At 57.2% G+C, this 13658-nt stretch carries 14 protein-coding genes, 1 pseudogene and 2 riboswitches; of the genes and pseudogenes, 12 read left to right on the top strand and 3 right to left on the bottom strand.

The window, feature by feature from the left end; genetic code table 11:
• Positions 1–118 precede the first annotated feature (118 nt).
• Entirely contained in the window at positions 119–322 is a 204-nt protein-coding gene (locus tag GURA_RS21310) for a hypothetical protein (RefSeq protein WP_041245600.1), read from the top strand.
• 86 nt (positions 323–408) lie between these two features.
• Here the strand turns inward: GURA_RS21310 and GURA_RS21305 are convergent, their stop codons facing one another.
• Positions 409–1263 (bottom strand): HDOD domain-containing protein, encoded by an 855-nt coding sequence (locus GURA_RS21305; RefSeq protein ID WP_011940964.1) that lies wholly within the window; start codon positions 1261–1263, stop codon positions 409–411.
• A gap of 295 nt (positions 1264–1558) precedes the next feature.
• On the opposite strand from GURA_RS21305, the gene yihA reads away from it, so the two are divergent.
• From yihA to GURA_RS21250, 11 genes and pseudogenes are all read left to right on the top strand, one after another.
• The gene (gene yihA, locus GURA_RS21300) at positions 1559–2173 is read left to right on the top strand and encodes a ribosome biogenesis GTP-binding protein YihA/YsxC (RefSeq protein ID WP_011940963.1); all 615 of its coding nucleotides are present in this window, start codon (positions 1559–1561) and stop codon (positions 2171–2173) included.
• 57 nt (positions 2174–2230) lie between these two features.
• Positions 2231–2418: riboswitch (cobalamin riboswitch) on the top strand.
• Between the two features lie 86 nt (positions 2419–2504).
• A complete protein-coding gene (cobU, locus tag GURA_RS21295; RefSeq protein WP_011940962.1) occupies positions 2505–3026 on the top strand; it encodes a bifunctional adenosylcobinamide kinase/adenosylcobinamide-phosphate guanylyltransferase in 522 nt (173 codons plus the stop codon).
• A gap of 104 nt (positions 3027–3130) precedes the next feature.
• Positions 3131–4189, top strand: a complete 1059-nt coding sequence (cobT, locus tag GURA_RS21290; RefSeq protein ID WP_011940961.1) for a nicotinate-nucleotide--dimethylbenzimidazole phosphoribosyltransferase — start codon at positions 3131–3133, stop codon at positions 4187–4189.
• 80 nt (positions 4190–4269) lie between these two features.
• Complete coding sequence (gene cobS / locus GURA_RS21285) at positions 4270–5016, top strand: adenosylcobinamide-GDP ribazoletransferase (protein ID WP_011940960.1); 747 nt, start codon at positions 4270–4272, stop codon at positions 5014–5016.
• The gene (cobC, locus tag GURA_RS21280; protein ID WP_011940959.1) at positions 5013–5615 is read left to right on the top strand and encodes an alpha-ribazole phosphatase; all 603 of its coding nucleotides are present in this window, start codon (positions 5013–5015) and stop codon (positions 5613–5615) included. Before cobS ends, cobC begins: the two co-directional genes overlap by 4 nt.
• Positions 5616–5694: 79 nt before the next feature.
• Positions 5695–7077, top strand: a complete 1383-nt coding sequence (locus tag GURA_RS21275) for a cobyrinate a,c-diamide synthase (protein ID WP_011940958.1) — start codon at positions 5695–5697, stop codon at positions 7075–7077.
• A gap of 89 nt (positions 7078–7166) precedes the next feature.
• Complete coding sequence (gene thiC / locus GURA_RS21270) at positions 7167–8474, top strand: phosphomethylpyrimidine synthase ThiC (RefSeq protein WP_011940957.1); 1308 nt, start codon at positions 7167–7169, stop codon at positions 8472–8474.
• Positions 8475–8529: 55 nt separating this feature from the next.
• Positions 8530–8694: riboswitch (cobalamin riboswitch) on the top strand.
• A gap of 119 nt (positions 8695–8813) precedes the next feature.
• Complete coding sequence (locus GURA_RS21265) at positions 8814–9569, top strand: energy-coupling factor ABC transporter permease (protein ID WP_011940956.1); 756 nt, start codon at positions 8814–8816, stop codon at positions 9567–9569.
• A gap of 125 nt (positions 9570–9694) precedes the next feature.
• Positions 9695–9910: pseudogene (locus GURA_RS25475) on the top strand (cobalt transporter); the annotation flags it as partial.
• Positions 9911–9966: 56 nt separating this feature from the next.
• Positions 9967–10725 (top strand): cobalt ECF transporter T component CbiQ, encoded by a 759-nt coding sequence (cbiQ, locus tag GURA_RS21255; protein ID WP_011940954.1) that lies wholly within the window; start codon positions 9967–9969, stop codon positions 10723–10725.
• 126 nt (positions 10726–10851) lie between these two features.
• Positions 10852–11691 (top strand): energy-coupling factor ABC transporter ATP-binding protein, encoded by an 840-nt coding sequence (locus tag GURA_RS21250; protein WP_041246203.1) that lies wholly within the window; start codon positions 10852–10854, stop codon positions 11689–11691.
• A 4-nt stretch (positions 11692–11695) separates the two neighbouring features.
• On the opposite strand, the gene GURA_RS21245 is transcribed toward GURA_RS21250, so the two are convergent.
• Positions 11696–13153, bottom strand: a complete 1458-nt coding sequence (locus GURA_RS21245; RefSeq protein WP_011940952.1) for a transglutaminase-like domain-containing protein — start codon at positions 13151–13153, stop codon at positions 11696–11698.
• A 62-nt stretch (positions 13154–13215) separates the two neighbouring features.
• Positions 13216–13431, bottom strand: coding sequence for a hypothetical protein (locus GURA_RS21240; protein ID WP_011940951.1), 216 nt, complete (start codon positions 13429–13431; stop codon positions 13216–13218).
• Positions 13432–13658 lie beyond the last annotated feature (227 nt).

Genomic DNA, 13658 nt, shown 5'->3' with positions numbered 1-13658 from the left:
AGGGCCTTTTGATTCAGATGTCAAGGTTTGGGTTTTTAAAATAATCTGAAGATATTTGACTTTTTGCCGATATACAAAAGTGCAGGCACTAAATTATTAATGACGAACGGACATGGCTATGGACTACAGTGTGAATAAAATACCGGGGACATTGAGTATCGACCCGGATAAACGTGGTTCCGACCGGGAACAGAAGAAGGGACGACTGGTGCGCCGGGCTGAGGAGCATGACAGTATTACCATCTCTGATGAAGCCCGGCGGCGCAGTGCGTCGACAGCGGCTGAGCAGCCGATTGCGGCCGAATATGATTTGCTTGAATAGTCAGGAGCGGAAACTCTATTCCATGAATGTGTCCCGCGTGGTGTTTTCTGTAGAAATATTGCCCTGTGGCCGGCATTTAATCGAAATTACGAGGTGACAAAATAAGTTTTGTCCCGATCGAAGGCTTCTTTGAACAGTTCCAGAAGCATGTTGATGCGGTTCCCATCGAGTTTGAGCTGTTGTGCGAAGACGGAAGAGTCTAAATCGAGCGTTTCGTCAGGCTGGCGCTCTCCTATCCCCAGTTTCAGGCAGAACATGTCGGCAAGGCCCACGACCGCCGTCAGGTTGACCTGGTAGATGTCCTCGTGATTGCTGAATTTAAACTTATGGTGCTGTAAGATGGCGTTGGTCAGCGCGTCGGGGAAATTCCATTTTTTTATGACGTAAGCCCCTACTTCGTCATGACTGAATGGGTAGATACTCGTTTCTGCGTCTTCGAATGATATCCTTTCATTGTAGCAGCGCTGCATGACCGCCTGAAACTTATCCTTATCCAGGGAGTTCATGATGATCTTGCCGATATCGTGGAACAATCCTGCGAGGAAGGACTCCTCCTCGTTGGCGGCCCTCGTGTTGCCGGCAATGATGCGTGCCGCCAGGCCGGCGGCGAAGGAATGTTCCCAAAGCATTTTTTCGGTAAGGCCGAACGGCTTGTAGACCTGCTTTACCGATGCCGCCACCACAAGGCTCTTGAGCGTATTGAAGCCAAGTATGACGATGGCGCTTGATAAGGTTTGAATCTGTCTCTGGCAGCCGTAAAAGGATGAGTTGGAAATTTTAATGACCCTGGCTGCTACGGCGGGATCGGAAGCAACTATCCGCGCCAGCTCTTCTGCTGTGGCGGTTTCGCTTTCGATGAGCTGCATTACCTTTGTGGCCACGATGGGGATGGTCGGGAGGTCTCCGGCGGTCATGATGGCTGTTTCGAGTTCTTTATTCATGGCTTGCTCCAATTATCTTGTTGCGTGACGTGCGATGGTCCGGGTAGAGATACATCCTGTTCCACTATGTATTATTCCTTTTCGGCACTTCCCCTACAAATATTTAATCATCCAGATGATTTTGTTTTGCCGGAAGATCGGCTGAGCTCTCCCGTAGCCATGGGCGGCTCTATAGCCTGTTATCGTCCATACGCAAAATCCACGCCTGGATTTCAAAAGTCGATTTAGAGATTGAAAGCGGAAAGGAGGCTGTCTATAATGCCTTTCAAAGCAATGAAAGGGCCGGTGAAATTCCTTGGTCATCAAAAACGTAGAATTTATTAAAAGTGCGACAAGACCCGCCCATTATCCGGCGGGGGATTTCCCTGAAATAGCCTTTGCCGGCCGCTCCAACGTAGGCAAATCTTCCCTGATCAATGTCCTTGTTAACAGAAAAAGCCTGGTCCGCACCAGCTCCACCCCTGGACGCACCCAGCTCATCAACTTCTTCGATGTCAATGGCGAGTTTACCCTGGTGGATCTGCCCGGCTACGGTTTCGCCAGGGTGCCGCTGGCGGTGAAGAAAGAGTGGGGGCCGATGATGGAAACCTACCTCTCCAAAAGGTCAAATCTGCGGGGGGTCATACTTATTCTGGATATCCGCAGAACACCCGTGGCCGAGGATGTGCAGATGCTCCATTGGCTGCGTGCCTATTCCGTCAAACCGATAATCGTCGTCACCAAGTGCGACAAGGTTTCCAAAAACGAACGGGCAAAGCAGGCGGCGGTAATTGCACAGACCATCGGCATCCAGATGGCTGAACTTAATTTTTTTTCAGCACTCTCGAAAGAAGGGAAGGATCAGATCTGGCAGCGGATCGAAGGGGTGCTCTACGGCGCCGAAACGGAAGCCGTGGGCGCTGAAAGTTGAACGGCCAGATAGTGTTTGACTTTCCAGCAGCTCTCTGATAAAAATCGTCCCTACAATTAAATAGTTATTCGATCTGGTGCGCTCACTAACAAGAGCGTTAAAAGGGAAGGAGGTGTAATTCCTCCACTGTCCCGCAACTGTGAACGGTGATGAAAGCCGCTGATGTGCCACTGAATATAATCGGGAAGGCGCGGCAAGTAAAGTGACCCGTAAGTCAGGAAACCTGCCAGGCTGATTGCTCAATGGAACCTCCGCAGGAGAGGCGCCGAGGCCCGTATAGTATCTATTGCCGGTTTTCGACCCCGCCTCTTCCAGGAGACGGGGTTTTTTCATGTCAAAAATAATTTTCATTACCGGCGGCGCCCGGAGCGGCAAGAGCCGCCTGGCCGAAGAGATTGCCCTGAAGCACGGCGCGCCGCTCGGCTACATTGCCACGGGGCAGTCCGGTGACGGGGAGATGGAGGAGCGGATTGCCCGCCACCGGTCGCGGCGCGGCCCGGACTGGCAGACCCTTGAAGAGCCGCTGCAGCTGGCGGAGGTCGTCCGCGGCCATGACGGCTATTTTCAGGCAATGCTCGTGGATTGCGTCACCCTCTGGCTCACCAACCTGCTCCTGGCGTACGACGATGCACCCCGCGCCCTGGCGCATGTCAAGGAATTGACCGGCATGTTTCCTCACTTGACGACCCCCCTTATTTTCGTATCCAACGAGGTGGGGATGGGTATCGTCCCGGAAAATCGCCTGGCCAGAACCTTCCGGGACCTGGCGGGCGAGGCCAACGAACTGCTGGCGGCGACGGCGGACGAGGTGTATGTGACCATTTCCGGGCTGCCGTTGAAACTGAAAGGGTGAAAGGCGTTTTATCGCCACGCATAGCACGAATGTTCTGTAAATCCTTATCCGTATTCATGCGGTTGGTGGCTGCTTTCAATTAAAAATTATGCCGGGAGGAAATGATGAATCTGCTCCAGGAAGCACTCGCAAAAATTCAGCCGGTCGATGCCGTCATGCTGGCAAAGGCCCAGGCGAAACTGGACAAAAAGACCAAGCCGCTCGGCTCGCTCGGCCGACTGGAAGAGTTCGCCCGCCGCTTTGTCGCCATCACCGGCGATCTGCAGCCGGATACCGCCAAGAAGATTGTCTTCACCTTTGCCGGTGATCACGGCGTGGTCGAGGAGGGGGTGTCGGCCTTCCCCAAGGAGGTGACCCCGCAGATGGTCTTCAATTTTCTCCGCGGCGGAGCAGGGGTGAACGTCCTGGCTCGACATACGGGAGCCGAGGTGCGGGTTGTGGATGTGGGGGTCGATTTCGACTTCGAACCGACACCGGGGCTGATCATCGATAAAGTGGCGAAGGGGACGCGCAACTTTGCCAAGGGGCCGGCCATGAGCCGCGAAGAGGCGATTGCCGCGATAGAAGTGGGAATCGGGCTGGCCAACCGGGCAAAGGCCGAAGGGGTGGCCATGCTCGGCACCGGTGAGATGGGGATCGGCAACACCACCCCGTCGTCCGCCATTATTGCCGCCATTTCCGGTAAAACGGTCAAGGAGGTCACCCACCGCGGCACCGGCATCAACGATGCGGCGTTGTCCCATAAAATCCGGGTCATCGAACAGGGGCTGGCGGTGAACAAGCCGGATCCACGCGACCCGCTCGACGTGCTGGCCAAGGTAGGGGGGCTGGAGATTGCCGCCATAGCCGGGCTCGTGCTCGGGGCCGCAGCCAACCGGCAGCCGGTGGTGATTGACGGTTTCATTTCCACTGCCGGTGCACTCATCGCCTCCGAGCTGAACCCGCACGTGAAGGAGTATATCTTTGCCGCCCACGAGTCGGTGGAGATCGGACATCGTTTCATGCTGGACCGTATCGGAGCGGAACCGATCCTGGACCTCAAGCTTCGCCTGGGTGAAGGGACCGGCGCAGCCCTGGCCATGGGACTCATCGAGGCTGGAGTCAAGATTCTGAAGGAGATGGCCACCTTTGAAGAAGCCGGGGTAGCCGAAGGGGAGTACTGAAAGGCAGGAATCGGGGAACAGGGATCCGGGATCAGTAAAGGCTCTTCCAGATTCCCGGTCCCAGATCCCGGATCCCGATTATGAGACTATATCTTATCGCCCTGCAATTTCTGACCATAATTCCGCTCCCTTTTTCCGTCCGCTGCGAGGAGGAGGACCTGGGCCGTTCCATGGCCCTGTTTCCGCTGGTGGGGCTTACCATCGGACTTTTCCTGGCCGGTATCGACTACGTGCTCGGTCTTGCCCTGCCGCGATCGGTGACCGATCTCCTCCTGGTGACGGTGCTGGCGGTGGTGACCGGAGCGCTACACCTGGACGGGTTGGCCGACGTCTGTGACGGTTTGGCCGCGCGGGGGGGGCGGGAACGCTTTCTCTCGGTGATGAAGGACTCCCGTACCGGCGCTGTGGGGGTTGTCGGGCTGGTGCTGGGCATCCTGCTCAAATACCAGGCCCTGCTGAACATCCCGCTGGAATATAAGCGCGAGGCGCTTCTGTTTTTTCCCCTGATCGCCCGTTTCAGCCAGGTTCAGCTGACGGTGGGGGCGAAAAAGGCACGACAGGACGGTCTCGGTTCCGCCTTTATCGGCGGCGCCGGCCTTCCCCAGTTCGCCATCGCCTTTGTAGTGAGCCTTGTTGCCGGCTATCTGCTGCTGGGGATATGGGGGGCATACTGCACCGTGGCTGTCTGCCTCGCCACCTGGATTTCGAAGTCCTGGTTTCATAAGCGGCTGGGGGGAATTACCGGTGATGTCATCGGTTGTGTGAACGAATTGAACGAGATTTTATGCCTGCTGGCCCTGCTGGCGTTGGCTGGAGGAAAATTATGACTGCAAAAACACGCATTTACTTGATCCGCCACGGCGAGGTGGTGGGGGCCGGCACACGCCGCTATAACGGCCATGCCGATGTGGCGCTGACTCCCCATGGAATGGCCCAGTATGAAATGCTCAAAGAGCGCTTTGCCGGGATTGAAATCAGCGCCTGCTACACGAGCGATCTGACACGCTGCGTCATGGGGGCGGAGCTGCTCGGCAGCCACCTTGGCGTGAAACCGGTAAAACATAGAGAGCTGCGCGAACTGAACGTCGGCATCTGGGAGGGGAAGACCTGGAACGAACTGATGGAGAAATACCCGACAGAGTGGCAGGCGCGGCTGAACGACATCGTGAACTACCGGGTTCCCGAAGGTGAGAACCTGCTTGACGTGAACAACCGGGTGATGCCGGTCGTCAGCGATATCGTCGCCCGCCACCGGGGAGAAAATGTGCTCATTGTGGCCCACGGCGGGGTCAACCGGCTCATTCTCCTCAACGCCATCGGCGCGCCGCTGTCGGCCCTGTTCAATGTCGAGCAGAGCTACTGCGGTTTCAACGTCATCGACTACTACGAGGACGGCAAGGCAGTCGTGAAGCTACTCAACGGCTAATGCGCATATGGGGAGATGGGCGGATGAGAGAATGTGGAACATCCCCCATTTCCTCATATTCTCATTCACAGGTTTTATTATGAAATCCATCATCATCGCAGCGCCGTACAGCGGCTCGGGAAAAACCACCGTCACTCTCGGCATCATGGAGTGCTTGCGGAGGCGCGGGCTCAAGGTCGCTCCCTTCAAGGTCGGTCCGGATTTTATCGATCCCGGCTACCACCGGCTGGTGGCCGGTCGTCCATCGATCAACCTGGACGGCTGGATGTGCGGGGCGGGGTTCGTGCGCGAAACGTTTGCCCGTCATGTTCAGGACGCCGATATTGCCGTTATCGAGGGGGTTATGGGTCTCTACGATGGGATCAGCGGAGCCGGGGACGAGGGGAGCACCGCGCAGATCGCCAGGCTTACCGGCTCACCGGTCATACTCGTCGTCGATGCGAAGAGCATGGCCAGGAGTGCTGCGGCGATGGTAAAGGGTTTTGCCGAGTTCGATCCCGAGCTGAACCTTGCCGGGGTGATATTCAACAATGTGGCGAGCGACAACCACGGCCGCATTCTGCGGGAGGCGGTTGAGGGCTCTCTGCCGGCGGTGAAGGTCCTTGGCTGCATTCCACGGGATGAGATGTTGCATATACCTTCCCGCCATCTGGGTCTTCTGACGGCAGACGAAAATTCTTTGGCGCCGGAGTTTCTTGACCTCCTTGTGGAGACCATTCGCACCTCGGTGGATATGGGAATGCTTTGGTCCGTAGCCACCCAGCGCTGGTCGCTGGAAGCCGCAAACGGCAACAGAAAGGGACCCGGACAGCCGGAAGTTGTCCGGATTGCCCTGGCCCGTGATGCCGCTTTCAGCTTTGTCTACGAGGACAACCTGCGGCTCTTGCGCGAGGCTGGGGCGGAGATCGTGGAATTTTCGCCGCTTTTGGACGAGCACCTGCCTGACGATGTGTGCGGTATCTATCTTCCCGGCGGCTATCCGGAGGTTTTTGCCGACACCCTGGCCGCCAATGGGGCCATGAGGGATGCGGTCCGTGCTGCCATTGAAGCCGGGATGCCGGCATACGCAGAATGCGGCGGCTTTATCTATCTTACCCGGGGCGTAGTCGATGCAAAATGCGAAGCCGCTTCCCTGCATGAACTGGTCGGTATCTTTCCGGTCACCACCCGTATGCTGCCGCGGCGCAAGGCCCTCGGTTACCGGGAGATCGAAACCGTTGCCGATTCCATCATTGGCCCGCGGGGGACCGTGGCCAGGGGTCACGAATTCCACTACTCGGAGATGGAGGGGATGCCGGCACACGTGGAACGAGGCTACCAGGTCCGCAAAGGGGGCAACGACCTGGGGCTGGAAGGGTTTCGCTTTAAGAATTGCCTCGCCTCCTATATCCACCTCCACTTCGGCAGCTGCCCCGACCTTGCCCGGACCTTTGTCGAGAACTGCAAAAAATACAAGAACTAATCTGCCACGGAGACATGGAGAAAACAAAAAACGTATCATTGATTTTCCCCGGAACTTGCGCCTCTGCGGCAAAAATAAAAGGAGTGTCTATGAAAACCCAGATCGAACTCGCCCGCCAGGGGGTCCTCACCCCCCAGATGACAACCGTTGCCAATGGAGAAGGGGTTACCCCGGAATACGTACGCCAGATGGTGGCGGAGGGGAAGATTGTCATCCCCTGGAACCATAACCGCCAGCCGCGGGCGGTCGGCATCGGCAAGGGGCTCTCCACCAAGGTCAACGCTTCCATCGGCACATCTTCGGACATCGTCGACTATGCGGCGGAGGTGCGCAAAGCGCGGGCCGCCCAGGAATCCGGGGCCGACACCCTGATGGAGCTATCCGTCGGCGGCGACCTGGACCGGGTAAGGCGCGAGGTGATTACGGCCGTCGACCTCCCCGTGGGGAACGTTCCCCTCTACCAGGCCTTCTGCGAGGCGGCGCGCAAGTACGGCGATCCGAACAAGCTGGACGAGGAGCTGCTCTTCGACCTGATCGAAAAGCAATGCGAGGACGGCATGGCTTTCATGGCGGTCCATTGCGGCATCAACCTCTATACCATCGAACGGCTGCGGAAACAGGGCTACCGCTACGGCGGACTGGTCTCCAAGGGTGGGGTGAGCATGGTCGCCTGGATGCTCGCCAATAAACGTGAAAACCCCCTCTACGAGCGATTCGACCGGGTGGTCGGCATTCTCAAGAAGTACGACACGGTCCTCTCCCTGGGGAACGGCCTGCGGGCCGGGGCGATCCACGACTCCTCCGACCGGGCCCAGATCCAGGAGCTTCTCATCAACTGCGAACTGGCCGAGATCGGCCGTGACATGGGGTGCCAGATGCTGGTCGAAGGGCCGGGACACGTGCCCCTGGACGAGATCGAGGGGAACATCCAGCTGCAGAAGCGGATGAGCGGCGGCGCCCCCTATTACATGCTCGGCCCCATTGCCACCGACGTGGCCCCCGGCTTCGACCATATCACCGCGGCCATCGGTGCCGCCCAGTCGTCCCGTTTCGGCGCCGACCTGATCTGCTACATCACCCCGGCCGAGCACCTGGCGCTTCCCAACGAGGAGGATGTGCGCCAGGGGGTGAAGACGGCGAAAATAGCCGCCTACATCGGCGACATGAACAAGTATCCGGAGAAGGGGCGTAGCCGGGACAAGGAGATGTCCAAGGCGCGCCGGGATCTCAACTGGGAAAAGCAGTTCGAACTGGCACTCTACCCGGAAGATGCACGATCGGTCCGCGCCAGCCGCACCCCCGAGGACGAGGACACCTGCACCATGTGCGGCGATTTCTGCGCCTCAAGGGGCGCGGGGAAGCTGTTTGCCGGGGATCTGCGCGGGGACAAGGTTTAAGAAGGTTCTTTCATCAGGAGGCAGAGCTCCACAGAGGAAACCGGAAATTTAAAATTGAAACAACGACCTTTCAGTCAAGGGAAACCGGTGCAAGACCGGTGCTGCCCCGCAACTGTAAAGGGGGACCGATGCCGCAGAGATGCCACTGTCTGATGACGGGAAGGCGCGGCAGGCGGGATGATCCCCAAGCCAGGAGACCTGGCTGGAAGGTGAAAAAACCACTCCGACCGAGGGGAACAAGGGGGTTTTATGGGAAGCAGTGCGTATCCGCTGCGACTATGAGGATATTTCCTTATGCGAGGGAAGCGATGTTCGGAAATAACCTCAAAGGAGCACACAATGAATGTAGATAAAATATCTTCTGTCTGTTTGACAACGCTTGCTGCAACTCTATTGTTCGCAAGCTCCGCCCGTGCCATGCACATCTCCGAGGGGATTCTCCCCTTCAACTGGGCGGCTCTCTGGTTCGCCCTGGCGGTACCGTTCGTGGCGCTGGGTATCCGGCGGCTAAACGCCCTGGCGCAGGAGGACCTTTCCTTCAAGCCCCTCGTGGGGCTGATGGCGGCGGTGGTTTTCATCATCTCCTGCATGCCGGTCCCGGTCCCCACCGCCGGCACCTGCTCCCATCCCTGCGGCACAGGACTCGCGGCAATCCTGGTCGGCCCGCTTGTGAGTATCCTCATTACCGCCGTGGCGCTCCTCATCCAGGCCCTCTTCCTCGCCCACGGGGGGCTTTCCACCTGGGGGGCGGACATCGTCTCCATGGGGGTGGTCGGTTCCTTCGCCGGCTGGCTCGTCTTCCGGGGGATGCGCAGGATGAGGGTTGGTCTGGGGGTGGCCGGCTTTGCCGGTGGGATTGCAGCCGACTGGGGCACCTACCTGACCACCTCTGTGGAACTTGCCTCCGGCATCCGTGGTGATGAGCCGTTTCTTCCCCTCTTCTGGAAGATTCTCCTCGCCTTCATCCCGACCCAATTGCCCTTGGGCATCCTGGAAGGGGCGATGACCGGCGGGATGGTGGTGCTCTTGTACAGGAAGAGGCCGGATCTGCTGGTAAAAATGAAAGTAGTGAAGGCAGAGGAGGTGGCGGCATGAGTCAGGAAAAAGGAATCAGGGTTCGGGGATCGGCAGGAGTATGGCGAGAGTGCCGCTCCTACATGCTTGCGTTGATTTTCTTTCTGTTGCCCTGCGCTTTCACCCCTTCGTCCTCCGCTTCCAGCGCTGAAAAGTGGACCGGCGTGGACGAGTCGGTCGTCGAGAAGATGGCCAGGGAACACGGTCGCGAGGCGCGGGAGCCTTTTATCAACACCGACCAGGGGGACCTCCTTCTGTTCGTGTTTCTCCTTGCAGGCGCAGTCGGTGGATTCGCGGCCGGGTACTACTGGCGGATGCTTGTGGCTGAAAAAGCTCCCGAGAAACAGAAGGGCAGCGCTTGATTTTGTTGTGCTGCAGGGGCTCCGGCCCCTGCAGCTCTGTGCTTCCAAAGGGAATCATGCACCATTTCACTCGACACTCACATGCCGCTGACAATCCGCTCACCCGCCTCGACGCCCGTGTGAAGCTCCTTTGCGCCCTGGCGCTCCTGGTAATGGTGTTGAGCTGCAAGGGGGTCGCCTTCCCGCTCCTCGTGGCGGGGATGTGCGTGGCGCTCTGCCTGGGGATGGGGGTGCGGCTGAAGCTCTTGACGGTACGTTTTGCAGAGCCGCTCTTCATCGCGGTGATGGTGGTGATCCTCAAGACCTTCTTCAGCGGGAAGGCGCCGCTCTTCGCCGTCGATCTCCTTGGATACGAGATCATCGGCTACCGGGACGGCCTCGCGGAGGGGTGCCGGATCGCCTCAAGGATCGCCGGCGCGGTCTCTGTGGTGGCGCTGTTGGGCTTTTCCACTTCTTTTACCGACCTGATGGCAGCCCTGGCGTGGCTAAGGGTGCCGCGAGGGTTCATCGAGATCGCCCTGTTTGCCTGGCGCTACCTGTTCGTCCTCTTCGATGACGCCCAAGTGGTCTACAGCGCCCAGAAGAACCGGCTCGGCTATGTCGGCTACCGGCGGGGGCTGCGTTCCTTCGGCACCTTGGCGGGGACGCTGGTCATCAAGGCGTTCGACAACAGCCAGACCGTCACCACCGCCATGGTCCAACGTGGTTATGACGGCACCATGCCGATGCTGAAGCAGAAGCCGTTCAGAGCCGCAGAGATTATTCTTTCCTTGTTGTTTGTTGTTGGTATGGGTATCGTTTGGCGGACGATTTAATGATCAAAACATGGCGGGACGCAGATTGACGCGGATTAAAGCGAAATCATAGGATTTGGCTTGAGTCTTTAAATCTGCGTTCATCTTGAAAATCTGTGTCCCATAAAAGGTTTTGTTTTGAATACTATTAGGATTTCAGTCAATTTAGAAGCATTCAAATATCCTGACGGCACCGTTGCCCTTGCCGATATCCGTCTCGATGTGCAGAAGGGGGAATTCACCGGCATTCTTGGCTCAAACGGCTCGGGGAAGACTACACTATTAAAGATCATGGACGGGTTGATCAAGGATTACACAGGCCAGGTGTTGCTGGACGGCCAGGACGTGCGGCGCCTACATCCCCGCGACATCTACCGCAAGGTGGGGTTGGTGTTCCAGAACCCGGACGACCAGCTTTTCGCCCATAACGTTTTCGAGGATGTGGCCTTCGGCCCGCGCAACATGGGATTTGAAGAGTCGGAGGTGAAGCGGCGGGTGGAGGAGGCCCTTGCGGGGGTGGAGATGGCCGAGTATGGGGGGAAGAATATCCATGCCATGAGCTACGGGCAGAAGAAGCGGGTCTGTATCGCCGGTCTCCTGGCCATGGGGCATGAGATACTTCTCCTGGACGAGCCGACCGCCGGTCTTGATCCCATGGGGGAATATCGGATGATGGAACTCCTGACCAGGCTCAACCGGGAAAACGGGGTCACCATCGTCATGGCGACCCACAGTGTGGACCTGGTGCCGATCTTTCTCCATCGGCTCCATATCTTGAGCAAGGGTAGGGTCGTGCGGGGCGGGGCGCCGGAGGAGGTCTTCACCGCGCCGGAGGAGATGGCGAACGTCAAGCTCAGGCTGCCGCATATTGCCGAGCTGATCTACCGGCTCAAGCACGAGGACCGTCTGCCGTTCGGAAGGGTGCCGCTGACCATCGGCGAGGCACGGCGTGAGATTGTGGAGGCGCTGCGGGAAAAGCAGCAATGAACCGTCAGTATTTCTGTTCGATCACTCTGGCCTTGAGCTTGCCGACGACACCGGCCAGCAGGGACATATCTTCGGGGGAGTCACCTTCAACCAGCTTTATGTGGCCTGCATCAACCGGCAACTGGCCGAAGGTGGGGTCCACGGCCACCCATTCGCCCAGGTAGCTTTCTGCCCAGCTGTGGTAGAGAAATCCCTGCCCAGGCGCATAGACAAGCCCCGAGACGAATCTGGTCGGAATGCCGGCGGCCCTTGCCAGTGAGGTATAGAGCCGTGCGTGTGACTGGCAGTTGCCGCTCCCCTTCTTCAGGGTTTCCAGTGGTGACTGGCTGTCGGTTACTGCTCCCTTCACCGTTGTGGCGACCCAGTTGGTGAGTTTTTCCACGATCTTCAACTGGTCTTTTTCTGCTCCGACAATCTCCGTTGCCTTGCTGATTATTTCAGGATTATCCGCGAGAATCCGCTCACTTGACTCCAGGTAGGGGGCGAATGCCGTTTTGTCATAGGCGGCAGGCGATGTCTTTGCCTTATATGGGGCGATTTCCAGGGTGAACCTGACGCTGCCGTCTGCCAGTCTGTCCCCCTTTTGTCCCGCTCCTTGCAGAAGCGGGATAGCGGTGGGGATACCTGAGAAAGAGATCTCGAGTTTTTTCAGCTCCCCTGGATTTTTAATCGGTGTATCAACCTTTATCAGGCTGAAGTCTAAAATCAGGTCCTTCTTGGCCAGGACTGCCTCGGCAATGAATCTCCCGGCACTCTGCGCATCTTCAGCCTGGGTTACAACCAGGCCGTCACGCACCGATTCTTTGATGGTGTTCCCTGCCGCGTCCAGCCAGACATCGTTATCGACAAAGGTATATAAATCATTCTGGAAATGAATGGCTTTCACGCCGCCAGGGAGAATCTCCTCCCCGATCACCTGGATCTTTACCTCTTTGACCTTTACCCCTTCCACATCCAGCATCTGGACACGGCATGGTTTGCCGGGCATAGCGCCCTGCATGAACGGATACAGGTTCACGGCGGGCGGCGGCAGGAGTTTCCCCTTTGCCTTGAGGGTCTTCTCCTTTTTATTCCCGGCCGATTCTATGACAACCTTTACCCCTTTGCCGGTAACTTCACCCTTCAGTTTCATCGGGCTGCCGTCAATGGTCTGTTCCACGCTGAAAGATTTTAACGACAGATCCTTGTTTACCAGATAGGTTTCCCGCGCCACAGCCTCGCGTGAAAAGCCCATTACCAGCATTTTTACGCTCCCTTCGCTGAAAATCTCGTAGCCATCGGCTGTTTCAGTGATTTTCAGATGGGAAAATCCGACCCGTTCATCGCCCATGTTGACGCTGTACCAGCGTTCGCCAATAGGGGGGGCGCTCAGGCGCGGGATTGATGCGGCAAAAGAGAGGAGGGGGGAGACAACAAGAAAAAGGGTGATGATAAAAAGGGACAGTTGGCGGTACAACGACATTGGATTATATCCTTGCGTGCAGCGATACGAAATATGTGGAACGCTAAAAGCTTCTTCCGGGCTCATTCTGTGAAGATGGGTTCTTTTTTTGCCTCGGGCCGTTCCTCTGGGTGTTTATGTAATGGACACTGGTTATCAGCGTCTGCCCGTTCTTCATCGTTCATGTTGTCCTGCTTTTTCAGCAGAAAGGCGACATAATCCAGGAGTTCCTGTTGTCTTTCCTTGTGCAGGTGGCGAAATTCGGTAATCAGTTTCTGTTCATCAAGTTTCAGATCCATGAAGTGCTCTCCTCTGATTAGATTTAGAATTTATAGCACAATCGAGCCGTAGAGTGCAATCTTGTAAAGTCCAAACGCAAGGTTTGAGCCCGTGTCCGATACCCGCTGGCCCGTTATATGTCAGGAAGGTTGACTTCATTTTTTTTGCTTGCAGCAATGTGACCTCAGCGGTATACTATAATCAAAGATAAGAGTTGCGAGGATCGAAAGATCCTCATTATGCCCTA

It is taken from the genome of Geotalea uraniireducens Rf4 (assembly GCF_000016745.1).
Classification (GTDB): domain Bacteria; phylum Desulfobacterota; class Desulfuromonadia; order Geobacterales; family Geobacteraceae; genus Geotalea; species Geotalea uraniireducens.
The sequence above is the reverse complement of the archived record's forward strand: the minus strand, read 5'-3'. Positions and strand labels throughout refer to the sequence as shown.